This is a genomic window from Streptomyces sp. NPDC003032 (assembly GCF_053591415.1).
In genome coordinates this window covers 174,142-197,826 of record NZ_JBSFTT010000013.1, presented here as the reverse complement: position 1 = coordinate 197,826, position 23,685 = coordinate 174,142, and the positions used below count along the sequence as shown (strand labels likewise).

Annotated in this window: 19 protein-coding genes; 13 read left to right on the top strand and 6 right to left on the bottom strand. The window is 70.4% G+C overall.

The genetic code is table 11. From position 1 onward, the window contains the following. Positions 1–10 precede the first annotated feature (10 nt). Positions 11–790 (bottom strand): amino acid ABC transporter ATP-binding protein, encoded by a 780-nt coding sequence (locus tag ACWDZ7_RS20485; RefSeq protein WP_451798669.1) that lies wholly within the window; start codon positions 788–790, stop codon positions 11–13. 273 nt (positions 791–1,063) lie between these two features. On the opposite strand from ACWDZ7_RS20485, the gene ACWDZ7_RS20480 reads away from it, so the two are divergent. Next, the gene (locus ACWDZ7_RS20480) at positions 1,064–1,753 is read left to right on the top strand and encodes a response regulator transcription factor (protein ID WP_451798667.1); all 690 of its coding nucleotides are present in this window, start codon (positions 1,064–1,066) and stop codon (positions 1,751–1,753) included. 15 nt (positions 1,754–1,768) lie between these two features. Beyond that, complete coding sequence (locus ACWDZ7_RS20475) at positions 1,769–3,184, top strand: HAMP domain-containing sensor histidine kinase (protein ID WP_451798665.1); 1,416 nt, start codon at positions 1,769–1,771, stop codon at positions 3,182–3,184. 49 nt (positions 3,185–3,233) lie between these two features. Here the strand turns inward: ACWDZ7_RS20475 and ACWDZ7_RS20470 are convergent, their stop codons facing one another. Further along, positions 3,234–4,229: a TAXI family TRAP transporter solute-binding subunit gene (locus tag ACWDZ7_RS20470; protein ID WP_451798664.1), complete on the bottom strand. Its 996-nt coding sequence runs from the start codon at positions 4,227–4,229 to the stop codon at positions 3,234–3,236. Positions 4,230–4,368: 139 nt separating this feature from the next. On the opposite strand from ACWDZ7_RS20470, the gene miaB reads away from it, so the two are divergent. Then, positions 4,369–5,859, top strand: a complete 1,491-nt coding sequence (gene miaB, locus ACWDZ7_RS20465) for a tRNA (N6-isopentenyl adenosine(37)-C2)-methylthiotransferase MiaB (protein ID WP_451798663.1) — start codon at positions 4,369–4,371, stop codon at positions 5,857–5,859. Positions 5,860–5,931: 72 nt separating this feature from the next. After that, entirely contained in the window at positions 5,932–6,663 is a 732-nt protein-coding gene (locus ACWDZ7_RS20460; protein ID WP_451798662.1) for a class III extradiol dioxygenase subunit B-like domain-containing protein, read from the top strand. Positions 6,664–6,754: 91 nt separating this feature from the next. On the opposite strand, the gene ACWDZ7_RS20455 is transcribed toward ACWDZ7_RS20460, so the two are convergent. Next, positions 6,755–7,039 carry an antitoxin gene (locus ACWDZ7_RS20455; RefSeq protein ID WP_451798661.1) on the bottom strand — a complete coding sequence of 95 codons (285 nt, stop codon included), beginning with the start codon at positions 7,037–7,039 and terminating at the stop codon, positions 6,755–6,757. A gap of 24 nt (positions 7,040–7,063) precedes the next feature. Next, positions 7,064–7,381, bottom strand: a complete 318-nt coding sequence (locus tag ACWDZ7_RS20450; RefSeq protein WP_451798659.1) for a hypothetical protein — start codon at positions 7,379–7,381, stop codon at positions 7,064–7,066. A gap of 182 nt (positions 7,382–7,563) precedes the next feature. Here ACWDZ7_RS20450 and miaA point away from each other — a divergent pair, with 182 nt between their 5' ends. The 6 genes from miaA to hflX all read left to right on the top strand — a co-directional run bounded on the left by miaA (position 7,564) and on the right by hflX (position 15,728). Continuing rightward, on the top strand, positions 7,564–8,502 hold the full coding sequence (miaA, locus tag ACWDZ7_RS20445; protein ID WP_451798658.1) for a tRNA (adenosine(37)-N6)-dimethylallyltransferase MiaA: 939 nt from the start codon (positions 7,564–7,566) through the stop codon (positions 8,500–8,502). 107 nt (positions 8,503–8,609) lie between these two features. Next, entirely contained in the window at positions 8,610–9,071 is a 462-nt protein-coding gene (locus tag ACWDZ7_RS20440; RefSeq protein WP_451798713.1) for a hypothetical protein, read from the top strand. A gap of 72 nt (positions 9,072–9,143) precedes the next feature. Then, a complete protein-coding gene (dapF, locus tag ACWDZ7_RS20435; RefSeq protein WP_451798656.1) occupies positions 9,144–10,022 on the top strand; it encodes a diaminopimelate epimerase in 879 nt (292 codons plus the stop codon). 142 nt (positions 10,023–10,164) lie between these two features. Further along, positions 10,165–12,303 carry a RelA/SpoT family protein gene (locus ACWDZ7_RS20430; protein ID WP_451798654.1) on the top strand — a complete coding sequence of 713 codons (2,139 nt, stop codon included), beginning with the start codon at positions 10,165–10,167 and terminating at the stop codon, positions 12,301–12,303. A 135-nt stretch (positions 12,304–12,438) separates the two neighbouring features. Beyond that, a complete protein-coding gene (locus tag ACWDZ7_RS20425) occupies positions 12,439–13,938 on the top strand; it encodes a M1 family metallopeptidase (protein WP_451798652.1) in 1,500 nt (499 codons plus the stop codon). A gap of 299 nt (positions 13,939–14,237) precedes the next feature. Next, entirely contained in the window at positions 14,238–15,728 is a 1,491-nt protein-coding gene (gene hflX / locus ACWDZ7_RS20420) for a GTPase HflX (RefSeq protein ID WP_451798651.1), read from the top strand. A 109-nt stretch (positions 15,729–15,837) separates the two neighbouring features. Here hflX and ACWDZ7_RS20415 read toward each other — a convergent pair whose 3' ends face one another. Then, positions 15,838–17,070 carry a trypsin-like serine peptidase gene (locus tag ACWDZ7_RS20415; RefSeq protein WP_451798650.1) on the bottom strand — a complete coding sequence of 411 codons (1,233 nt, stop codon included), beginning with the start codon at positions 17,068–17,070 and terminating at the stop codon, positions 15,838–15,840. 191 nt (positions 17,071–17,261) lie between these two features. Continuing rightward, positions 17,262–18,506 (bottom strand): trypsin-like serine peptidase, encoded by a 1,245-nt coding sequence (locus ACWDZ7_RS20410; RefSeq protein WP_451798649.1) that lies wholly within the window; start codon positions 18,504–18,506, stop codon positions 17,262–17,264. Positions 18,507–19,037: 531 nt separating this feature from the next. Between ACWDZ7_RS20410 and ACWDZ7_RS20405 the strand changes: the two genes are divergently transcribed. The 3 genes from ACWDZ7_RS20405 to ACWDZ7_RS20395 all read left to right on the top strand — a co-directional run bounded on the left by ACWDZ7_RS20405 (position 19,038) and on the right by ACWDZ7_RS20395 (position 23,671). Continuing rightward, positions 19,038–20,633: a diaminobutyrate--2-oxoglutarate transaminase family protein gene (locus tag ACWDZ7_RS20405; protein WP_451798648.1), complete on the top strand. Its 1,596-nt coding sequence runs from the start codon at positions 19,038–19,040 to the stop codon at positions 20,631–20,633. 98 nt (positions 20,634–20,731) lie between these two features. Beyond that, positions 20,732–22,840 carry an IucA/IucC family protein gene (locus ACWDZ7_RS20400; protein WP_451798646.1) on the top strand — a complete coding sequence of 703 codons (2,109 nt, stop codon included), beginning with the start codon at positions 20,732–20,734 and terminating at the stop codon, positions 22,838–22,840. 36 nt (positions 22,841–22,876) lie between these two features. Next, complete coding sequence (locus tag ACWDZ7_RS20395; protein WP_451798645.1) at positions 22,877–23,671, top strand: GNAT family N-acetyltransferase; 795 nt, start codon at positions 22,877–22,879, stop codon at positions 23,669–23,671. The last annotated feature ends 14 nt before the right edge of the window (positions 23,672–23,685 follow it).

Below are 23,685 nucleotides of genomic sequence, written 5' to 3'. Positions count from 1 at the left end.
CGTGGGAGCCTCAGTGTTTAAGGATCTTCGACAGGAAGTCCTTGGCCCGGTCGCTGCGCGGGTTGCTGAAGAACTGGTCCGGCGTGGCCTCTTCGACGATCCGGCCGTCCGCCATGAAGACGACGCGGTTCGCCGCGGACCGGGCGAAGCCCATCTCGTGGGTGACGACGACCATCGTCATCCCGTCGCGGGCGAGCTGCTGCATCACCTCGAGGACCTCGTTGATCATCTCCGGGTCGAGCGCCGACGTGGGCTCGTCGAAGAGCATCACCTTGGGGTCCATCGCCAACGCGCGCGCAATGGCGACGCGTTGCTGCTGACCGCCGGAGAGCTGCGCGGGGTACTTGTCGGCCTGTGAGGCGACACCCACGCGGTCCAGCAGGGCGCGGGCCTTCTTCTCGGCCTCCGCCTTGCCGGCCTTGCGCACCTTGGCCTGGCCCAGCGTCACGTTCTCGAGCACGGTCTTGTGCGCGAAAAGGTTGAACGACTGGAAGACCATGCCCACGTCGGCGCGGAGACGGGCGAGTTCCTTGCCTTCCTGGGGCAGCGGCTTGCCGTCGATCGAGATGTTTCCCGAGTCGATCGTCTCCAGGCGGTTGATGGCGCGGCACAGGGTCGACTTGCCGGACCCGGAGGGGCCGATCACCACGACGACCTCGCCGCGGGCGATGGTCAGGTCGATGTCCTGGAGGACGTGCAGAGCGCCGAAGTGCTTGTTGACGTTCTTCAGCACGACCAGGTCGTCCGCCCCGGGCGGTATGGCGTCCTTGGTCACCGATACTTCGGTCACGGCTTGTTGCTCCATCCTCCTCGGTTGGGAGGACAGTAATAACCCAGCGCGACCAGCGTCATTACATCTGAGGGGAAATTGAGCATAACGATCCGGCCGCAACCGGACACACCGTGTGAAGAGGGTCCACCGTGTGCGTACCGGCTGGATAACGGAACGTGTCCGTGACCCGAACCCTCTTGACGCGGTCCTTATCCATCGGCGTGGATGCCTGGGTGCGTATGCGCGACTACCGGCCATGAGGGAACGACGGATGAACTGGAGGGGGCCCGTATGAGACTGCTTCTTGTAGAGGACGACGACCATGTGGCCGCCGCCCTGTCCGCGGTCCTGGCCCGGCACGGCTTCGACGTCGTGCACGCCCGGAGCGGCGAGGAGGCGCTGCAGGCCCTGCTGCCCGCGCAAGCGCCCCCCTTCGGAGTGGTGCTCCTCGACCTGGGCCTGCCCGACCAGGACGGCTACGAGGTCTGCGGCAAGATCCGCAAGCGCGGCTCGATACCGGTGATCATGGTGACGGCGCGCTCGGACGTACGTTCCCGGATACACGGCCTCAACCTCGGAGCCGACGACTACGTAGTGAAGCCGTACGACACCGGGGAACTCATCGCCCGCATCCACGCGGTCATCCGGCGCCCCACTCCTGGCGGCGCGACGGTGCCGGGCGACAGCAAGCTGCGGCTCGGTTCCGTGCACATCGAACTGCCCACCCGCCAGGTCAGCGTGGAGGGTTCGGTTGTCCAACTGACCCGCAAGGAGTTCGACTTGCTCGCGCTCCTCGCCCAGCGACCCGGAGTGGTGTTCCGCCGCGAGCAGATCATCAGCGAAGTATGGCGTACCAGTTGGGAAGGGACGGGGCGCACGCTGGAAGTGCACGTGGCGTCCCTGCGCTCCAAACTGCACATGCCGGCGCTGATCGAGACGGTACGAGGCGTCGGCTACCGCCTCGTCGCCCCGGCCACGTAGCAAGAGCGAGGACAGGTGCGCTCTCGCCTCCTCCCGCTGCTGATCGTCCTCATGGCGGGCGTGCTGCTCGCGCTCGGCTTCCCGCTGGCCGTCAGCGTCGCGGCAGCGCAGCAGCAGAAGGTCGTCGTGGACCGGATCGACGACACGGCGCGCTTCGCCTCCCTCGCGCAGTTCGTCACCGAACGCCCGACGGGCTCCCGGGTGAAGGACGGCACGGACGAGCGCCGCGAGACGCTGCAGAAGGAACTCGACGACTACTACGAGGTCTACGGCATCAGGGCGGGCGTCTTCTACCGCGACGACGGCCCCATGGCGCATGCCCCGGCCACCTGGTACCTGCCCGCCAAGGGAGACGTCCGCGGTGCCTTCCAGGAGGCGCTGCGCTCCCGCGGCAGCCACGACCCCGAGCAGGTGTGGCCCTGGCAGCGGGGCCGCCTCGCCGTCGCGTCCCCGGTGATCAAGGACGGGGACGTCATCGCCGTCGTCGTCACCGACTCCCCCACAGGACGCATGCGTTCGAAGACGCTCCAGGGATGGCTGCTCATCGCCGCGGGCGAATCGGCGGCCATGCTCCTCGCGGTCGGTGCCGCCCTGCGGCTCACCGGATGGGTGCTGCGCCCGGTGCGGGTCCTGGACGCCACCACGCACGACATAGCGACCGGACGTCTCAAATCACGCGTCGCGGCCGCGGGCGGTCCGCCGGAACTCAGACGCCTGGCCCGGTCGTTCAACGAGATGGCCGACAACGTCGAGGACGTGCTCGAACAGCAGCGCGCCTTCGTCGCCGACGCCTCGCACCAACTGCGTAACCCCCTCTCCGCCCTGCTCCTGCGCATCGAGCTCCTCGCCCTGGAACTGCCCGAGGGCAATGAGGAGATCGCCTCGGTCCGCACCGAGGGCAAGCGCCTGGCCCAGGTCCTCGACGACCTGCTCGACCTGGCGCTCGCCGAGCATGCCGCGGCTGACCTGTGCCTCACGGACATCGGCGAACTGACGGCCGAGCGGCTCGCCTCCTGGCGGCCGCTCGCCGACGAGCGCGGCGTACGGCTGACAGGCGAGTGTCCGGCGACGACCGGCTGGGCCGACCCGGTCGCCCTCTCCAGCGCGCTCGACGCGGTGATAGACAACGCCCTGAAGTTCACCCCCGAGGAAGGCGAGGTCCATGTGACGGTCTCCGCCGGCAACGGCACGACGACCGTCGTGGTCGCCGACGGGGGACCCGGCCTGACCGAGGACGAGCTCGCCCGCGTCGGCGACCGCTTCTGGCGCAGCAACCGCCACCAGAACGTGAAGGGCTCGGGTCTCGGCCTGTCCATCTCGCGCGCCCTGCTCGCGCCGGGCGGCGGCTCGATCGCGTACGCGCGAAACGAACCGCACGGGCTGAAGGTGACCGTCAGCGTGCCCCGCAGCGAGCCGTCCGCGGCGGCCTGACGGCAGGGCTCAGCGCTCCCGCTCAGCGCTCAGCGTCCGCCGGTCCGGCTCACGGCTTGACCGAGCGGTAGTAGCGGCGTGCACCGTCGTGCAGTGGAAGGGGGTCGGTGAACAGCGCGGTTCGCAGATCGACCAACTGGGCCGCGTGCACCTCATCGCCGATGTGATCGCGGCTGTCGATCACCGTACGGGTCAGCCCGGCGGTGAGGTCGGCATCGGCCCGATCCGTGGTGACCAGGAGGTTCGCCACGGCCAGGGTGGGCACCGCGGAGCCCTGCTGGGCCTCCGGATAGGCGTCGGCCGGCATCGTCGCGGCCCGGTAGTAGCGCGAGGCGCCGCCCTGCTTGTGCAGCCTGTCGACGAGGTAACCGAGCTTGACGAGGCGGATGCCCATCTGCTGCGACAGCACACGCACGGAGGTGGTCGGCAGACCGCCCGACCAGAAGAAGGCGTCCACGGAACCGCTCTTCAGGAGGCCCGGCATGGTGTCGATGCCCGCCGACACCGGCTTGATGTCCGCGACCGGGTCGAGGCCCGCCGCGTCCAGCACCCTGTCCGCTATCAGCCGCACGCCCGAGCGGCCCTGCCCCACAGCCACACGCTTGTTCCGCAGATCTTCCACGGAGTGGATGTCGGAGCCCCGGGGCACCACCAGCTGGACGTAGTCGTCGTAGAGGCGTGCACAGCCCCGCAGACGGTCCGCCCCCGGAGCGCCGTCGAGGCGGTACTTCTCGACGGCGTCGGCGGCCGCGATGGTGAAGTCGGCCTCTCCCGTGGCCACCCGCTGGATGTTCTGCTGCGACCCCTGGCTGTTGAGGAGGTCCACGTCCACCTTCGGCATGTCCTGTGAGATCGCCGTACGCAGAAGCTTTCCGTACCGCTCGTACACGCCGTTCCGCACGCCTGTGCTGAACGTCATCCGGCCACTCGGAGAGCTCTCGCCCACGGGAAGCAGCCACCACATCAGCAGCCCGAAGACCACAAGCGCCGCGGCCGAACCCTGGAGGGCGCGGCGCCTGCTGATACGGGGGAGTGCCTGGAGCATGCGCGCGATCCTGCCAGCCCACTCACCGTGATGACCAGGGGCGAGGTCACACGGGGCCGCCCTGAGGGCCGCCCCGAGGCGCTCCCTTCGGATATCGCCGGACACGCGCGCGTGGCGACCCCGTACCCTGGGGGGCGAGATGAGCGCGAAGACTTACGAGGTGCGCACCTACGGGTGCCAGATGAACGTCCATGACTCCGAGCGGCTCTCCGGGCTGCTGGAGGACGCCGGCTACGAGCGTGCGCCCGAAGGAGCCGACGGCGACGCCGACGTCGTCGTCTTCAACACGTGCGCCGTGCGCGAGAACGCCGACAACCGTCTGTACGGCAATCTCGGCCGCCTGGCGCCGATGAAGACCAAGCGTCCAGGGATGCAGATCGCCGTCGGCGGCTGCCTCGCCCAGAAGGACCGCGACACCATCGTCAAGAAGGCGCCCTGGGTCGATGTCGTCTTCGGTACGCACAACATCGGCAAGCTGCCGGTCCTCCTGGAGCGCGCCCGCGTCCAGGAAGAGGCGCAGGTGGAGATCGCCGAGTCCTTGGAGGCGTTCCCCTCGACGCTGCCCACCCGCCGCGAGAGCGCGTACGCCGCGTGGGTCTCCATCTCCGTCGGCTGCAACAACACCTGCACCTTCTGCATCGTCCCCGCCCTGCGCGGCAAGGAGAAGGACCGCAGGACCGGCGACATCCTCGCCGAGATCGAGGCACTCGTCGGCGAGGGCGTCTGCGAGATCACGCTCCTCGGGCAGAACGTGAACGCGTACGGCTCGGACATAGGCGACAGCGAGGCCTTCAGCAAGCTCCTGCGCGCCTGCGGGAGGATCGAGGGCCTGGAGCGGGTGCGCTTCACCTCCCCGCACCCCCGTGACTTCACCGACGACGTCATCGCCGCCATGGCCGAGACGCCGAACGCGATGCCGCAGCTCCACATGCCACTGCAGTCCGGCTCGGACCCGGTCCTCAAGGCGATGCGCCGCTCGTACCGCCAGGAGCGCTTCCTGGGGATCATCGAGAAGGTCCGCGCCGCCATGCCGGACGCGGCCATCTCCACCGACATCATCGTGGGCTTCCCCGGGGAGACCGAGGAGGACTTCGAGCAGACGATGCACGTGGTCCGAGAGGCCCGCTTCGCCAACGCCTTCACCTTCCAGTACTCCAAGCGCCCCGGGACCCCGGCCGCGACCATGGAGGGGCAGATCCCCAAGGAGGTCGTCCAGTCGCGCTACGAGCGTCTGGTGGCCCTCCAGGAGGAGATCTCCTGGGAGGAGAACAAGAAGCAGGTCGGCCGCACCCTGGAGCTGATGGTCGCCGAGGGCGAAGGCCGCAAGGACGGCGCCACGCACCGCCTCTCCGGCCGCGCCCCCGACAACCGCCTGGTGCACTTCACCAAGCCGGATACCGAGGTGCGCCCCGGTGACGTCGTGACAGTCGAGATCACCTACGCCGCCCCGCACCACCTGCTCGCCGAAGGCGCCGTGCTGAACGTGCGCCCCACGCGCGCGGGCGACGCCTGGGAGAAGCGGAACGCCGAGGCCGCCGCGAAGCCCGCGGGCGTCATGCTGGGCCTGCCGAAGATCGGCGCTCCCGCGCCGCTGCCGGTGGCGACGGGCAGCGGCTGCGGTTGCGACTGACCCAGGGTCGGTCATCCAATAGGCGACTGACCCCGGGCCCGGTCATCCAGTAGGCGCGTTACTCTGCGGATCATGCTTGTCGCCGCAGCCGTCTGCCCTTGTCCGCCCCTGCTCGTACCCGAGGTGGCCGCGGGAGCTGCCCCCGAACTGGACGCCGCGCGCGCGGCGTGCACGGACGCCATAGGGGTCCTCGCCGCCGCCAGGCCCGACCGGCTCGTCGTCGTGGGCTCCGCCGAGCCGAGCGGCAGCGGGCCGCATCCGCAGGGCGCGCGCGGCTCCTTCCGGGGCTTCGGGGTGGACCTGGACGTACGGCTCGGATCTGCCGGTGGCGATGGAGACGGCGATGGCGAGGCCGCCGGGCGCGAGCTTCCGCCGTCGCTCGCGGTGGCCGCCTGGCTGCTCGGGCGCACGCGGTGGTCGACCGCCCCAGTGGAAGGTCTCGGCGTGGGGGAACCACTTGCCGCCGAGCGGTGTATTCAAGTCGGAGGAGAGATCGGGGCACGGGCCGACCGGGTGGCCCTGCTGGTGATGGGCGACGCCAGCGCGTGCCGCACGCTGAAGGCGCCGGGCTACCTCGACGAGCGGGCGGCCGACTTCGACGCGGAGATCGGACGTGCCCTCGGCGCGGCCGACGTGGCGGCGCTGAAGGCGCTGGACGCGGAGCTGGCGTACGAACTGAAGGCGGCGGGACGTGCTCCCTGGCAGGTGCTCGCCGGGGCGGCCGATGGCGCCGCGCTGAGCGGCGAGCTGCTCTACGAGGACGCGCCGTACGGCGTCGGGTATCTCGTGGCCGCCTGGTCCTAGCGGAAAGCCGCCTGGCCCGGGCGCGCGGGGCGCCCGGACACGCGGCGACGGCCGCGAAGCGGGATGCTTCGCGGCCGTCCGCCGGTGCGGTTCAGGAAGCCGGAGGGGGCGACGGGGGCGTCGGGGACGACGGCGATGTGGCGCTGCCGCCCGCGTCCTTGCCCTGGTCCGGCCCGGCGAGGCGGTCGACGGCGTTCTTAGCCTTGCCCGTTCCCGCCTGAATCTTGTCGCTGTACTTGCCCTTGGTCTTCTCGTCGACGACCTTCGCGGCCTTGTCGAGGCCCTGGTCGATCTTGTCCCCGTGCTGCTGCGCGAGGCCGGAGACCTTGTTCTTGGCAGGGGCGAGCTTGGCCTTCAGTTGGTCCAGGAAGCCCATGGATTCACCTTCCCTCGCCGGGGACTACTTGCGGGCGCCCTCACCGGCCTCGTTGTCGGCCGCTTCTCCGGCGGACTGCTGCTTCGGAATGTCCACACCCTCTGCCGCGCTTTCCGCCGCGCCCGCCTCTGCGGTTTCCGCAGGCTTGTCCTTGTCCTCGGTAACGCTCTCGGCGTCCGTGTCGGCCTTGGCCGCGGGCTTCGAATCGGTGGAGGCTTCGGCCGGTCCGGCCGATTCCCCGGCCTCTTCCGGCTCGGCCGTCAGGGTGGCGGCGGCTGCCTCGGCCGACGACGCCTCTTCGCTCTCGTTGGTCTTCCGGCGAAACCTTGCAAAAACACCCATATCTACTCCATACGTTACTCGTGTGGGCGAAATCCCGCGGCGCCCGGTGCGTCCCATTGCGTCGCCCGGGCTGTCGGTCCTCGAAACCGGCGGCCGGAACCTCGCAACAGGCAACGACCTGAAAGCCGTGCCGTCACGTAGCTCGTTCGGGAAGTACGCGCCGGGTTTGCGAGACTGGGGCGGTGAGTAGTGCAGCTCCCGCCCCGCGGGTCATCGCCGTCGTCGGTCCGACCGCAGCAGGAAAGTCCGATCTGGGCGTTTTCCTCGCTCAGCGTCTCGACGGCGAAATCGTCAACGCCGACTCCATGCAGCTCTACCGAGGGATGGATATCGGCACCGCCAAACTGACGCCCGAGGAGCGCGGCGGCGTCCCTCACCACCTGCTCGACATCTGGGACGTCACGGAGGCGGCCAGCGTCGCCGAGTACCAGAAGCTGGCCCGCGCCCAGATCGACCGCCTCCTGGCCGAGGGGCGCTGGCCGATCCTGGTCGGCGGCTCCGGGCTGTACGTCAGGGGGGCCGTCGACCACCTGGAGTTCCCCGGCACCGATCCCGCCGTACGGGCCCGTCTGGAGGAGGAGCTCGCCCTGCGCGGCCCCGGAGCGCTGCACGCCCGCCTCGCCGCCGCCGACCCCGGAGCCGGCCAGGCGATCCTGCCCAGCAACGGCCGCCGGATCGTCCGCGCCCTGGAGGTCATCGAGATCACCGGCAAGCCCTTCACCGCCAACCTGCCGGGCCACGACTCCGTGTACGACACGGTCCAGATCGGCGTCGACGTGGCCCGCCCCGAACTCGACGAACGCATCGCCACGCGCGTGGACCGCATGTGGGAGGCGGGCCTGGTCGACGAGGTACGCGCGCTGGAGGCGCGAGGGCTGCGCGAAGGGCGAACGGCATCGCGGGCGCTCGGCTACCAGCAGGTGCTCACCGCGCTCGCGGGGGAGTGCACCGAGGAAGAGGCGCGTGCCGAGACGGTGCGCGCCACCAAACGCTTCGCGCGCCGTCAGGACTCGTGGTTCCGGCGCGATCCGCGGGTGCACTGGCTCAGTGGGGCCGTGGCCGACCGCGGGGAACTCCCGGCACATGCGCTGGCGTTGGTCGAACGACCGGTCACAGCCTGATCACGTGATGGCATCGGGACGCTCCGGCGGTCATCCGGGCACCTGACACCGTGCCATCATCGACCATCGATCGACCGGTGGAGTCCGAAGTAGGAGGGCGCGTGGCGATGGAGGCCGGCCCTCGTGACACCGCGCATGACGGCGGAGAGCAGCTGAGTCCCGACGGTCCCGACGAGGTCGGTGGCGGCGTGACGGACGACGGCCCCGGTGCGGACGAGATGTCCCCGGAGGCCGAGGTCGAGGTCGAGCTGCGTCCGCAGCGAAGGCTGCGCATCTGGCAGCTCGCGCCGATCGTGATCCTCGCCGCAGTCGGTTCCCTGATGTTCGCCTTCCCGCTGGCCTTCGAGTTCGGCGACGGCGGTGCGGTGGTCGCCATGCTCGGGCTGCTGCTCAGCTGCTGCGCCGCCGGCTGGGGGATGATGGCCGCCCGCCGCGTGGGGCACACCTGGCCAGGACTGCCCGAGCGGGGCTCCGGGCGCCGTCCGGACTGGCGGGTCGTCTCCGCGTACGCCCTGATGTTCCTCGGCGCGGCGGTCCTCGCGGTGTGGCGGGTGGCCCGGCTCCGCTGACGCGGCCCTGGCGGACCCCCTTCACCGGCACCGCGCGGACCGAGTGTCGTACCCACCCCGTACGATCGAGGAATGAGCACGCGGATCGCCTTCCTCAAGGGGCACGGGACCGAGAACGACTTCGTGATCATCCCGGACCCCGACAACACCGTCGAGCTGCCCCCGGCCGCCGTGGCCGCCCTGTGCGACCGCCGCGCGGGCATCGGTGGCGACGGCCTCCTGCACGTCGTACGCTCCGCCGCCCACCCCGAGGCCCGTCATCTCGCCGACCGGGCCGAGTGGTTCATGGACTACCGCAACGGCGACGGGTCGATCGCCGAGATGTGCGGCAATGGAGTGCGCGTCTTCGCCCGGTACCTCCAGCACGCGAGGCACATCGGCGAGGGCGACCTGGTGGTGGCCACCCGCGGCGGCGTGAAGACCGTGCACATCGCCAAGGCGGAAGCCGGCGGCGAGATCACCGTGGGAATGGGCAAGGCGCTGCTCCCCGGAGAGGACGTCACCGTCTCGGTCGCGGACCACCAGTGGCCCGCGCTCAACGTGAACATGGGCAACCCGCACGCGGTCGCCTTCGTGGACGACCTCTCCGAAGCGGGCAAGCTCTACGAACCCCCGCTCTTCAGCCCCGCCTCCGCCTACCCGCAAGGCGTCAACGTCGAATTCGTCGTCGACCGAGGCCCGCGCCACGTCGCCATGCGCGTGCACGAGCGCGGCGCGGGGGAGACCCGCTCGTGCGGCACGGGCACATGCGCCGTGGCCGTGGCCGCGGCCCGCAAGGACGGCGTGGACCCGTCCGTCACCGGAGCCCCGGTGACGTACACCGTCGACGTGCTCGGAGGACGCCTGGTGATCACCGAGCGGCCCGACGGCGAGATCGAGATGACAGGCCCGGCCGTTATCGTCGCCGAGGGCGAGTTCGCGTCCGAATGGCTCGAAACGGCAATCGCATGAACTGTCGCTCGAATGGGTGATCCGTTTCACGCTCGGCGAGAGGCGGTCAGTGCCGCGTGATGGGCTCGGTAGCATCAAGCACCGGCCCGGACGGAGTACGCCACCGTCCGTTCACCGCCGGTCGAAGCAGCCGGAGGTGCCCATGAGTGCGGAGGCCACGAACCCTGCCACGCCCGTCCCCGTGACGTCGGGGATCCAGCGCAGGCGCGGCCGCGCCCGCCTCGACCTGCGCAGGCTCGGCAGGGCCGCCCTGCTGGGCCCCGCCACCCGTGACCGTCTCCCCGACGCGATCGGCCATGTGGTGGAAGCCCACCGGGCCCACTACCCCGACGCGGACCTTGAGCCCCTGCGCCGTGCGTATGTCCTCGCGGAGTCCTCGCACCGCGGCCAGACGCGCAAGAGCGGCGAACCGTACATCACGCACCCCCTCGCCGTGACCTTGATCCTCGCCCAGCTCGGCGCGGAGATCACCACCTTGACCGCGTCCTTGCTCCACGACACCGTCGAGGACACGGACGTGACGCTCGCACAGGTGCGGGCCGAGTTCGGTGACGACGTCTGCTATCTGGTCGACGGCGTCACGAAACTGGAGAAGGTCGACTACGGAGCGGCCGCCGAGCCGGAGACCTTCCGCAAGATGCTCGTCGCCACCGGCAACGACGTGCGCGTCATGTCGATCAAGCTCGCCGACCGGCTGCACAACATGCGCACTCTCGGCGTGATGCGCCCCGAGAAACAGGCGCGCATCGCCAAGGTGACCCGGGACGTGCTCATTCCGCTCGCCGAACGCCTCGGCGTACAGGCGCTCAAGACCGAGCTGGAGGATCTCGCCTTCGCGATCCTCCACCCGGAGGAGTACGCCGAGGTCCAGGCCCTCATCGCCGCCGACGCAGCAAGTGAGGGCGACCCGCTCGGGGACATCGCGGGCGAGGTGCGCGGTGTGCTGCGCGAGGCGGGCATCGCGGCCGAAGTGCTCATCCGGCCACGGCACTCCCTCTCCGTCCACCGGGTGCACCGCAAACGCGGCGAGCTGCGCGCGTCGGACTACGGCCGCCTCCTCGTGCTCGTCAATGAAGACGCGGACTGCTACGGAGTCCTGGGCGAACTGCACACCTGCTTCACGCCGGTCGTCTCGGAGTTCAAGGACTTCATCGCCGTACCGAAGTTCAACCTCTACCAATCGCTGCACACCGCCGTGGCCCGCGCCGACGGTGAGGTCGCCGAAGTCCTCATCCGCACACACCAGATGCACCAGGTCGCGGAGGCCGGCGTCGTCGCCCTGCGCAACCCCTACGCTCCTCCTGCGGAGGAGCCTTCCGACAGGGCCGACGACGAGCGCGTGGACCCGACCAGGCCCGGCTGGCTCTCCCGGCTCCTCGACTGGCAGCAGGCCGCCCCCGACCCGGACACTTTCTGGTCGACGCTGCGCGAAGACCTGGCCCAGGACCGCGAGATCGCCGTCTTCCGGCCCGACGGCGGCACACTCGGCCTGCCCGCCGGAGCCAGCTGCGTGGACGCCGCCTACGCCCAGTACGGGGAGGACGCGCACGCCTGCATCGGCGCACGCGTCAACGGCCGCCTGGCGACGCTCAGCACGGTCCTGCGGGACGGTGACACAGTGCAGCTGCTCATGGGCCAGGACGCCACCTCGGGGCCCTCACGCGAGTGGCTGGACCACGCCCGCACGCCCGGCGCGCGCATCGCCATCCGGCGCTGGCTGACCACGCATCCGGCGCCCGCCCCGACGCCGTCCGGGCAGCGGCAGCCCCAGCAGGCGCCGGTGGCGGGGCCCCGCCCTGAGGCCTCCGACGCCCCGCGCCCCGCCGCCCCGAGCGCCGTGGTGGACCGCGAGGGCGCGAGCGTGCGGCTCGCGGGCTGTTGTACGCCGGTGCCGCCCGACGCCATCACCGCCTTCGCCGTGCGCGGAGGCGTGGTGACCGTCCACCGCGTCGGCTGCCCCTCGGTGGAGCGCATGAAGGAAGTGGGGCGCGCGGAGGTCGGCGTGCGCTGGGGGGACACCGCGGAGTTCCGGGTCACCCTGACCGCTGAATCGTTCGGCCGCGCCCATCTGCTCGCCGACCTCACCGAGGCGATCGCTCTGGAGGGCGTCGCCATCGTGTCCGCGACCGTGGAGCCGCCGACCCAGCAGCGCGTTCGCCATACGTACACGCTCCAGCTGCCGGACGCGGCGCACCTTCCAGGACTGATGCGGGCGATGCGCGCCGTGCCGGGCGTGTACGACGTGAGCCGCGCCCAGCATCCGGCGGCCGCGGTCAACTGAAGCGGTTCGGTGGCCCTGACCGGCTGAGGCCGGCCCGGGACCGCGGCCCATCAGGTGGGCCCCGCAGCGACTCGTTCGAGTGGCCCGGCGCGCGCCGTCGCACCGCCGGAGGCGCACGCTGATAGCGGTAAGTTCATGCTGCTCACCCCTCGGACCACGGCCCCGCGACCGAAGGCCTTCCGCGCCCCTCGCATCGCCGCGGCGCTGATCGTGGCGACCGCGTCCGCCGCTCTCGTCGCGGCGAGCGCGCCGTCGCCGGTCACCCCGCTCGGCATCGGTGACCCGCTCTTCCCGCACCTGGGCAACCCCGGGTACGACGTGGAGTCGTACGACATCGCCTTCGCCTATCGCGGTGACAACCGCAAGCCGCTGGACGCCGTCACCAAGATCGACGCCCGGGTCACGGCGCCTCTGGAGCGCGTGAACCTCGACTTCGCGCACGGCAAGGTCCGCTCCGTCGAGGTCAACGGCGAGACGGCACGCTTCGACAGCAGCGGTGAGGATCTGGTCCTCACGCCGTCCGCGTCGGTCGGGACCGGCGAGCGGCTGCGGATCACCGTCCGGCACACCAGCGACCCCTTGCCCTCCAAGGACGCCCAGGGTGGCTGGGTGCGGACCGGTGACGGGCTCGCCATGGCCAACCAGGCGGACGCCGCCCACCTGGTCTTTCCATGCAATGACCACCCTTCGGACAAAGCGGTGTTCACGTTCCGTGTGACGGCCCCCAAGGGGCTCACCGCCGTCGCCAACGGGCTGCCGGTCGGCAAGGCCCACCATGGCGGCCGGGCCACCACCTGGGCCTACCGCACGCACCACCCCATGGCGACCGAGCTGGCACAGGTGTCGATCGGCCGCTCCACCGTGTTGCACCGCGAGGGCCCGCACGGCCTTCCCGTGCGCGATGTGGTGCCCACCAAGGACCGCAAGACCCTGGAGCGCTGGCTGAAGAAGACGCCCGGCCAGATCAGCTGGATGGAGAAGAAGGTGGGCCGCTACCCCTTCGAGACCTACGGCGCCCTGGTGGCCCACGCACGGACCGGCTTCGAACTGGAGACACAGACTCTCTCTCTCTTCGAGAGAGAGCTCTTCACCCGCCCCGAGTACCCGGAGTGGTACGTCGACACAATCATGGTGCACGAACTGGCGCACCAGTGGTTCGGCGACAGCGTCAGCCCTCAGGCCTGGTCGGATCTCTGGCTCAACGAAGGCCACGCCACCTGGTACGAGGCACTCTTCGCCGAGGAGAAGGCGAAGCGGCCCCTGAAGGACCGGATGCGGAACGCCTACCGCCGGTCGGACGGCTGGCGCGCGGCCGGCGGACCGCCCGCCAGGCCCAAGGGGGCCGCTCCCGGGCAGAAGATCAGTATCTTCCGGCCCGTCGTCTATGACGGCAGCGCCCTGGTGCTCTACGCCCTGCGCCAGAAGATCGGGCACCGGGCCTTCGACCGGCTTGAGCGGCAGTGGGTCCGCACCTACCGCGACGGCAACGCGACGACCGCCGATTTCGTACAGCTCGCCTCGCGGAACGCCGGGCGTGACCTGGGCGGATTCTTCGACGCCTGGCTGTACGGGGAGAAGACGCCGCCCATGCCGGGGCACCCGGACTGGCGTACGACGGCGCCGGAAGGGAAATAATCTTTCCAGGCGGAAAAACACGGATGACGAGACGGGCCGTGCCGTGCAACCATCGTCAGGTCGACGACACGGTCGGCCTGAGTTCGGTTCGGGCCGGAGTCGGTTCGGGTCTGAGTCCGGTTCGGGTCTGAGTCCGGGCTCCGGGGCATCCCCTCGGGGACATCTCAGGGTCGGTCCGGGCGGCTCCCGGGAATCTCCGGGTCGCACCAGGCGTTGACGACTGTGACGGATGACGCATCCGCCCGCGACGGATCAGGCATCCGTCCGCATTTCCATCGATGTATCGACGTAAGGATCCAATGACCTCCTCTTCTTCCCCTTCCCAGGACGCACAGAGCTTCGCGCAGAACTACCCCGAAGGTCTTCGGGCCGATGCCCTGATGGAAGAGGACGTCGCCTGGAGCCACGAGATCGACGGAGACCGGGACGGCGACCAGCTCGACCGCTCCGAGCGTGCGGCCCTGCGCCGCGTCGCCGGACTCTCCACCGAACTCGAGGACGTCACCGAAGTCGAGTACCGACAGCTCCGTCTGGAGCGTGTGGTGCTCGTCGGCGTGTGGACCTCCGGGACGGTTGACGATGCGGAGAACTCCCTCGCCGAGCTGGCGGCCCTCGCGGAGACGGCGGGCGCCCTCGTGCTCGACGGCGTCATCCAGCGCCGCGACAAGCCGGACCCGGCGACGTACATCGGCTCCGGCAAGGCGTTGGAGCTGCGCGACGTCGTGCTCGAGACCGGAGCCGACACCGTCGTGTGCGACGGTGAGCTGAGCCCCGGCCAGCTGATCCACCTCGAAGACGTCGTCAAGGTCAAGGTGGTCGACAGGACCGCCCTGATCCTCGACATCTTCGCCCAGCACGCCAAGTCCCGAGAGGGCAAGGCGCAGGTCGCCCTCGCGCAGATGCAGTACATGCTGCCGAGGCTCCGCGGCTGGGGCCAGTCGCTCTCCCGTCAGATGGGTGGCGGCGGCGGTGGCGGCATGGCCACCCGCGGTCCCGGTGAGACCAAGATCGAGACGGACCGACGACGGATCCGCGAGAAGATGGCGAAGATGCGCCGTGAGATCGCGGAGATGAAGACGGGCCGCGACATCAAGCGGCAGGAGCGTCGGCGCCACAAGGTGCCTTCGGTCGCCATCGCCGGATACACGAACGCGGGCAAGTCCTCGCTCCTCAACCGCCTCACGGGCGCGGGCGTGCTGGTGGAGAACTCGCTGTTCGCCACCCTCGACCCGACCGTGCGCCGGGCCGAGACGCCGAGCGGCCGGGTCTACACCCTGGCCGACACGGTCGGGTTTGTCAGGCATCTGCCGCACCACCTCGTCGAGGCGTTCCGCTCCACGATGGAGGAGGTCGGCGACTCCGACCTCATCCTGCACGTGGTGGACGGGTCGCACCCGGTGCCGGAGGAGCAGCTTGCCGCCGTGCGCGAGGTGATCCGCGATGTGGGCGCCACCGACGTGCCCGAGATCGTAGTGATCAACAAGGCGGACGCGGCGGACCCGCTGGTCCTCCAGCGGCTGATGCGCAACGAGAAGCACGCGATCGCGGTCTCCGCGCGCACCGGTGCCGGTATCGAGGAGCTTCTCGGGCTCATCGACACCGAGCTGCCGCGGCCCGAGGTCGAGATCGAGGCCCTCGTTCCGTACACGCACGGCCAGCTCATCTCGCGCGCGCACGCCGAAGGCGAGGTGCTCTCCGAGGAGCACACCGCCGACGGCACACTGCTCAAGGCGCGGGTGCACGAGGAGCTCGCCGCGGACCTCAGTCCGTACGTGCCGGCCGCTCACTGACCGCAGCCGCACGCGACCAGCGCGGTCCGGCTCAGCCACGGCGAAGGCCCGCCCCCTTTCGAAAGGGGGCGGGCCTTCGCCGTGGCATGTGTCGGTGTGTACCGCGCGGTTACCGCGAGCCGTACTTCTTGCTCATCATGTCGTAGACCTGCTCGGCACCCTTGCCCAGCTGCGGTCCCGCCAGCCACGTGTTCTCGGCCGGGCCGATGGAGGTGTTCGACACGAGCTCGGTCTTGTCGCCCACCACACGGAACCAGCCGCCGCCGGATGAGCCGCCGGTCATGGTGCAGCCGATGCGGTACATCGTCGGCAGGGCCGGCGACAGCGAGAGACGGCCCGGCTTGTCGACGCACTTGTGCATGATCAGGCCGTTGTACGGAGGAGCGGCCGGGTAGCCCCAGGCGCCCATCGAACTCACGCTCTGCGTGGACGGAGTCGAGAAATCGACATCGAGAGCGTTGCCGACGGTCTCCTCCAGGGACTTGCCGCCCTGCTCCGGCTTCACGTGCATCACGGCGTAGTCGTACGTCGCACCCGCGCCGCCCGTCGGACCGCCCTCGTTGATCCACTCGTTCGAGGTCGAGACCCAGTCGGCCCAGTACTGGCCGTAGGGGGCGATCTCCTGCGGGGCCGCGTTGCCCAGCTCGGCCTCGGACTTGCCGAGGTCGTTGTAGGAGGGCACGAACGCGATGTTGCGGTACCAGCCGCCGCTCTTGCCGGCGTGCACACAGTGGCCCGCGGTCCACACGAGGTTGGACTTGCCGGGGTTGCGGGGGTCCTTCACGACGGTGCCGGAGCAGACCATCGAACCCTCGGGGGAGTCGAAGAAGATCTTGCCGACGGGGGCGGCGTTCTCGTGGTACGGCGTCTTCTCGGGCTTGGCCCTGACCGGCGTCGGCTCGGGATCGGTGGCGCCCTGGTCGGCGGTCGCGTCCTTCACGGCGATCGTCTTCTTCGGGTCCTTGGCCTTCTGCATCCGCTCGGGCTTCCAGAGCCCGGCGATGACCGGGTTGACGAAGTCCTTGGACTCGCGCAGCCAGTCGTCCTTGTCCCAGTTCTTCCAGGCGCCGTTCTTCCACTTGTCCGGGTCGATGCCGTGCTTCTTGAGCTTGTCGGCGAGGTCACCGGGAAGCTTGGAGTCGGAACCCTCAGAACCCTCAGAACCTTCGGAACCGGAGCTGTCAGCTCCCTGGGAGGCGGCGGTGCCCGGCTTGTCGCTCGCCTTGTCTTCGCTCGGGCCGCAGGCCGTGGCGGTGAGCGCCAGGGTCGCGGCGAGTCCCGTTGCGGCGAGTGCGGCGCGCCGCCCACGGTTGCGCGCGAAAAGCGCACGAGTGGAACGCATGGTGCTGTTACCCCCGATAGAGCGTGTAAGTGCGTGATTGCGCATAGCGCGTATTTGCCATGTACGTGTCATGTGTGGACCCGGGAGAGCCCGGGGAACTCCGCGTGGACACAACACCTCACTATGCCTGTGAGGTTGGGGATGAACGGCGGCGGGGTCGTGAAGGTTTCCGGCGACCCCGCCGCGTCCCACTACTGGTCGGCGAACTTCTCGCTGACCGCGCTGTAGATGCCCTTGGCCTCCTTGCCCAGCCGCGGACCGGCCAGCCAGCCCGCCGTCACCGGACCGATGGAGGTGTTCGACACCAGGGCGGGCTTGCCGTCCTGGCCCTGGGCGACCCAGCCGCCGCCGGATGAGCCGCCGGTCATCGTGCAGCCGATGCGGTACATCGTCGGGTCCGGCTCGGTGAGCGAGAGCCGGCCCGGCTTGTCGGCGCACTGGAACAGCTTCTGGCCGTCGAAGGGCGACGCCGCCGGGTAACCGGTGGCCGTCATGGTCTTGATCTGGGGCACCGCCGGAGCGTCGAAGTCCACCGGGAGCGCCGAACCGACGGTTTCCTCCAGCGACTTGCCCTCGCTGCCCTTCTCGGGCTTCACGTGCATGACGGCGAAGTCGTACGGCGCGCCCTTGCCGCCCGTCGGACCACCCTGCTCGATCCACTGGTCGGAGGTCTGCGCCCAGTCACCCCACCAGACGCCGTACGGAGCGACCTCTTCCTTGGGGGCGTTCTGCAGCTCCTGGGCCGACTTGCCGCTGTTGTTGTACGAGGGGACGAAGACCATGTTGCGGTACCAGCCGCCCTTGGCGCCGGCGTGCACACAGTGGCCCGCGGTCCACACCATGTTGGACTTGCCCGGGTTGGCCGGGTCCTTGACGACGGTCGCGGAGCAGACCATCGAACCCTCGGGACCGTCGAAGAAGAGCTTGCCCGACTCGGCCGCCCGGTCGTGGTACGGCGCGTTCACGGCGGCCGCCTCCACGGGCTCGGGCGTCGGATCGGTGACGCCCTGGTCACCGGAGATGTCGTTGTCATCGACGCTCCGGTCCGGGTTCTTGTCGGCGTCCCGCATCCGGTCCGGGTCCCACAGGTCCTCGATGATCGGGTTGACGAACTCACCGGCCTCGCGCAGCCAGTCGTCCTTGTTCCAGTCCTTCCAGGCGCCGTTCTTCCACTTGTCCAGGTCGATCCCGTGCTCCTTGAGCCGGTCCTGGAGGTCCGCCGGAATCTGGATCTTGTCGTCGCCGGCGCTGCCGCCCTCGCTGTCACCGGGCTGCGAGGACGACGAGTCGCCACCGGCGTTGTCCTCGCTGGGCCCACAGGCCGTGGCGGTCAGTACGAGCGCCGCGCCGAGCGCGACCGCGGCCGCCACGGGGGAGGTTCTGGTGCGCGCGCTCCTCCCGCTGCGGGCGGCGAAGAGCGGACGTATGGGTCGCATCGTGAGATTCCCCCTGGGCCTCGAAATCGTTCCAAAGTGCTGGACACCCGGGCGCGGAACACCCGTCGCACACCGATGCGGGCTCCCGTGAACCCGGGAGCGGCGCACCTGTCGCTGGTGAACGGCCCCCCACACTATGCCGGTGCCGTTGGGGACGGCCGACGGAAGGGCAACGGTTCCGTCACGGCAAGGATCTTCCGACAACCCGTGATCCTGCGGGGTCACCGTCGTTGGTACGTACGGGGGAGGCGCGGCCTGCGTTCATCTCCCCTGCCAACTCGTCTGCGCGATCGGCCACATGAGGCTCCCGAGATTCCGGGCGTCACACCGGGCCGGGCGCGCTCGTCCACAGCGGGAGGACCAACAGTCGTGGCCGTGACCGAGCCAGCGCCCGCGGCGGTGTCCGCAGCACGTTCCGTAACGCAGTCCGTGCCTTCCGTGCCATCTGCGTCATCTGAGCCTTCTGCGTCGTCTGTGACTCCTGCCGAGGCGTGGGGCGAGGGGCGGGGGAGGGCGAGTGAAGAGGCGGCCATGGAGGCGCACCCTGCTGAGCACTCTGCGACGAAGGCCGCGCACTCCGCGACACAGGAGGGCATCCTGCGGCGGCAGTCGGCACGCGAATCGGCGGCGCGCACCTACGCGCGAGCACTGCCGATCGTGCCGGTGCGGGCGCGCGGCATGACCATCGAAGGCGCCGACGGAAGCCGCTACCTCGACTGCCTCTCCGGTGCCGGAACCCTCGCCCTCGGACACAACCACCCTGTGGTGCTCGAAGCCATCCGGAAGGTCCTCGACTCGGGGGCGCCGCTGCACGTCCTGGACCTGGCCACACCCGTCAAGGACGACTTCACCACCGAGCTGTTCAGCACGCTGCCGCGCGGCCTCGCCGAGCGTGCGCGGATCCAGTTCTGCGGCCCGGCCGGGACGGACGCCGTGGAAGCCGCGCTGAAACTGGTCCGCGCGGCCACCGGTCGCGACGGCATGCTGGCCTTCACCGGCGCCTACCACGGCATGACGGCCGGGGCGCTCGAAGCATCCGGCGGCGCACAGGACGTACGCGTGGCGCGCCTCCCTTATCCGCAGGACTACCGCTGTCCCTTCGGCCTCGGTGGCCCCAGCGGCGCCGAGCTTTCCGCTCGCTGGACGGAGAGCCTCCTGGACGACACCAAGTCGGGCGTACCGCTTCCAGCAGGCATGATCCTGGAACCGGTGCAGGGCGAGGGCGGTGTCCTCCCGGCACCCGACGCCTGGCTGCGCCGGATGCGTGAGATCACCGCGGCCCGCGGCATCCCGCTCATCGCGGACGAGGTACAGACGGGCGTCGGGCGCACCGGCGCCTTCTGGGCCGTCGAACACAGTGGCGTCGTACCCGACGTGATGGTGCTCTCCAAGGCGATCGGCGGCAGCCTTCCGCTCGCCGTCGTCATCTACCGCGACGACCTCGACGTCTGGCCACCCGGAGCTCATGCAGGCACCTTCCGCGGCAACCAACTCGCCATGGCCGCCGGTGCGGCGACCCTCGCGTACGTCCGCGAGAACGGCCTCGCCGAACGCGCCGCCACGGTCGGCGCCCGCATGCTCGCCCAACTCCGCTCCCTGGCCGCGTCCCACCCCTGCGTCGGCGAGGTCCGCGGCCGGGGCTTGATGCTGGGTGTCGAACTCGTCGAACCCGCCGATCCGGATGGGCAGAGGTCGCCGGACTCTGTCCCCGTCCCGGCCGCGCGGGGCGGGAGCCCGGACAGTCAGAGGAAAGGGCCGGACATCCGCAGGGAGGGGGGCGGGTCTGGAGCGGTGGCCGGCGCCGCCGCCAGAGGCAACGGCGACAGCCGGGACGAGGACTGCGAGGGCACGTCGGCCATCACCCACGCGGGCACCGCGTACGACCCGCTCGCCGAGGCGGTAGAAACCCTGCCCCCTCTCGCCCGCCCCCGTCCCCCGGCACCCCAAATGGCCGCGGCCGTGCAACGGGAGTGCCTGCGCCGCGGCCTCATCGTCGAACTCGGCGGCCGCCACTCCAGCGTCGTACGGCTCCTCCCTCCTCTCACCATCACCGACGAACAGGCGGCCGCGGTCCTCGACCGCCTCGCCGACGCGCTGGCCACCGCGGCGCGTACCCACCACGGATAGCCAAGACGGACCCGGGCCGCCCCGGCGGCCATGAGACGCCGGGCACGCCCCGGCCCCGTCGCCACACGGAGCCCGTACAAACTCACAAGGAACCCCTCTTGAACGCCACCCCCGCATCCGAAGGCCGCCCCCACCCGCACGCCCCAGGGGCGTGCGGCACGCAATCCTCACTGGTGGCGGAGTCCGGTACGGTCCCCCGGCAGAAGGGTGGCGGCCAGGAGGCCGAGCACCTGCGCGGCACGTCCACGGACCTGCTGGAGCACCCTGACCCGCACATCGCCGCGCAGGCAGCAGCCGTCGAGAACCTCCTGCGCTGCTGGGTAAGAGAGAACAACCTTCCGGCGCCGGACCACGGCGTCCTGCGCATCCCCCTCCACGCCAGCGGCACGGCTCTGCTCATCCCCGTGCACTACTGGTCGGCCACCGGCTGGCACCGCTTCGGCCTCCCCTACCTGGAGGACGGCCCGGCCAGCGCACCTCCCGTCGACGCGGTCACGGTCGCGGCCCTCCTCGGCCGCGAGACCGCCCGCCGCGACGCGCAACCGGTGCCGAGCGTTCCGGCGGCGGCACCCGAGGCGGGGCGCGGGTCCCGCCCAGGGGCTGTGACTGAGCCCGAGCCGGTGTCCGAGCCGCGACCGGCGACCTCCTCGGCAAAGTCGGCCAGTCCGGCAGAAGCGGCCAACCCCTCAGTGGTGGCCGATCCGCCGACCGTAGCCAATCCGGCAGGCTCGGCCACCCCACCACGGGCCGGCGACGGCGCCGACCTGGTCGGCCGGGTCGCCGACTCCGTCCGCCGTACCGCCGAGTTCATCGCCGACCGCCGCGCCAGCCCAGGCGACGAGCCCGACCTCTTCCTCTCCGCCGAACAGTCCCTGCTCCTTGGCCACCCCCTGCATCCGACCCCCAAGAGCCGCGAGGGCCTGTCCGACGCCGAATCGCGCCTCTACTCACCGGAACTGCGCGGAGCCTTCACGCTGCACTGGCTGGCCGTCGACCCCTCCGTGCTCGCCTCCGACTCGGCCTGGACGGAGCGCGGCCGCACTGTCCCGGCCGACCAGCTCACCGCCCGCCTGGCCGGACCGGAACTGCCGCTGGCGGACGGCCGCGTCGCCCTCCCCGTCCACCCTTGGCAGATCCGCGAACTCCGACACCGCCCCGCGGTAGCCGAACTCCTCGATGCGGGTCTCCTGCAAGACCTCGGGTCTCACGGAACCCCCTGGCACCCCACTTCCTCCGTACGCACCCTCTACCGCTCCGGCGCGGCCGCCATGCTCAAGCTCTCCCTCGGCCTGCGCATCACCAACTCCCGTCGTGAGAACCTCCGCAAGGAACTTCACCGTGGCGTCGAGGTCCACCGGCTGCTGCGCAGCGGCCTCGCCGAGAAGTGGCAGGCGGCCCACCCCCGCTTCGACGTGGTCCGCGACCCGGCGTGGCTCGCTGTCAACGGCCGTGACGGCGCACCCGTGGCCGGGCTCGACGTCATGATCCGGCACAACCCCTTCGGCCCCGGTGACGATGCCACCTGCGTCGCAGGGCTCGTCTCGCCCAGGCCCTCGGCACTGTCCGCCGGCCAGGACCGTCGCCTGATGCGGTCCCGGCTCGGTGAGACCGTCACCAGGCTGGCCGGACGAACTGGCCGCCCTCGAGGGGCCGTCGCCACCGAGTGGTTCCTGCGCTACCTGGAGAGCGTCGTCCGCCCCGTGCTGTGGCTGGACAGCGAGGCGGGCGTCGCCCTTGAGGCGCACCAGCAGAACACGATCCTGCTGCTCGACCCCGACGGCTGGCCCGTGGGCGGCCGCTACCGCGACAACCAGGGCTACTACTTCCGCGAGTCACGGCGAGCCGAACTCGACCGACGGCTCCCCGGCATCGGCGGCCACAGCGACACCTTCGTCTCCGACGAGGTGACCGACGAGCGCTTCGCCTACTACCTCGGCATCAACAACGTCCTGGGCCTGATCGGAGCCTTCGGCGCCGAACGGCTCGCGGACGAACGGCTGTTGCTCGCCGCCTTCCGGCGCTTCCTCGGTGATGTCGCATCAGGCCCCGACCGGTTGCGCACCTCGCTGCCCGCGACGCTGCTCGACTCACCCGTGCTGCGGTGCAAAGCCAACCTGCTGACCCGGCTGCACGGACTCGACGAACTCGTCGGCCCGGTCGACACCCAGTCCGTCTACGTCACCATCACCAACCCCCTTCATTCCTGAGGAACATGTCCCACCACTTCTGACAGGAGCGACGCCGTGCCTCCCACCGATGCGAGCACCGACGCCGGGGCCGAATCCACAGCCCCCGACGCCGACGGCGCGGACACCCTCGACCTGCGCCTGCCCGACGAGCTTGTCGCCTTGCTGGCCGAGGGCGAAGAGCGAGCTCCGCGGGCAGCTCACATCGGCCATTCCGAGCACGCGCCGGACCGTGTGCCGCACGACGTGCCGGACCACACCCCAGGCGTTGTAGCGGCGGAAGACCTCCTCGACAGCGTCGCCGACTGGGGGCCGGCCGCCACCGCCGCCGGTGTCTTCCAGCTCGTGCCCGTCCGTCTCGAACGCGACCTCCCTCTGATCAGCCGTTGGATGAACGACCCCGCCGTGGCCGCCTTCTGGGAACTCGCGGGACCCGAAGCCGTCACGGAGGCCCACCTGCGCCCTCAGCTCGACGGAGACGGACGCAGCGTGCCCTGTCTTGGCGTGCTGGAGGGCAGGCCGATGAGCTACTGGGAGATCTACCGGGCGGACCTCGACCCGCTGGCCCGTCACTACCCTTCGCGCCCGCACGACACCGGAATTCACCTCCTCATCGGTGGTGTCGTCAACCGCGGCCGAGGTCTTGGCACTTCGTTGCTCAGAGCCGTCGCCGACCTCGTGCTCGACCACCGCCCCGCGTGCGCACGCGTCATCGCAGAACCCGACCTGCGCAACACCCCCTCCATCTCCGCCTTCCTGAGCGCTGGCTTCCGCTTCTCCGCCGAAGTGGATCTGCCCGGCAAACGGGCGGCGCTCATGGTCCGTGACCGGGCCCTGCGCCCAGTGCTCTGACCTGATCACTTTTG

Excerpts from the sequence above, each read along its gene's own strand:
- ACWDZ7_RS20480 (WP_451798667.1), top strand. The coding sequence starts at position 1,064 with ATGAGACTGCTTCTTGTAGAGGACGACGACCATGTGGCCGCCGCCCTG.
- ACWDZ7_RS20470 (WP_451798664.1), bottom strand. The coding sequence starts at position 4,229 with ATGCTCCAGGCACTCCCCCGTATCAGCAGGCGCCGCGCCCTCCAGGGT.
- miaB (WP_451798663.1), top strand. The coding sequence starts at position 4,369 with ATGAGCGCGAAGACTTACGAGGTGCGCACCTACGGGTGCCAGATGAAC.
- ACWDZ7_RS20460 (WP_451798662.1), top strand. The coding sequence starts at position 5,932 with ATGCTTGTCGCCGCAGCCGTCTGCCCTTGTCCGCCCCTGCTCGTACCC.
- ACWDZ7_RS20455 (WP_451798661.1), bottom strand. The coding sequence starts at position 7,039 with ATGGGCTTCCTGGACCAACTGAAGGCCAAGCTCGCCCCTGCCAAGAAC.
- ACWDZ7_RS20450 (WP_451798659.1), bottom strand. The coding sequence starts at position 7,381 with ATGGGTGTTTTTGCAAGGTTTCGCCGGAAGACCAACGAGAGCGAAGAG.
- ACWDZ7_RS20440 (WP_451798713.1), top strand. The coding sequence starts at position 8,610 with ATGGAGGCCGGCCCTCGTGACACCGCGCATGACGGCGGAGAGCAGCTG.
- dapF (WP_451798656.1), top strand. The coding sequence starts at position 9,144 with ATGAGCACGCGGATCGCCTTCCTCAAGGGGCACGGGACCGAGAACGAC.
- ACWDZ7_RS20430 (WP_451798654.1), top strand. The coding sequence starts at position 10,165 with ATGAGTGCGGAGGCCACGAACCCTGCCACGCCCGTCCCCGTGACGTCG.
- ACWDZ7_RS20425 (WP_451798652.1), top strand. The coding sequence starts at position 12,439 with ATGCTGCTCACCCCTCGGACCACGGCCCCGCGACCGAAGGCCTTCCGC.
- hflX (WP_451798651.1), top strand. The coding sequence starts at position 14,238 with ATGACCTCCTCTTCTTCCCCTTCCCAGGACGCACAGAGCTTCGCGCAG.
- ACWDZ7_RS20415 (WP_451798650.1), bottom strand. The coding sequence starts at position 17,070 with ATGCGTTCCACTCGTGCGCTTTTCGCGCGCAACCGTGGGCGGCGCGCC.
- ACWDZ7_RS20410 (WP_451798649.1), bottom strand. The coding sequence starts at position 18,506 with ATGCGACCCATACGTCCGCTCTTCGCCGCCCGCAGCGGGAGGAGCGCG.
- ACWDZ7_RS20405 (WP_451798648.1), top strand. The coding sequence starts at position 19,038 with ATGGAGGCGCACCCTGCTGAGCACTCTGCGACGAAGGCCGCGCACTCC.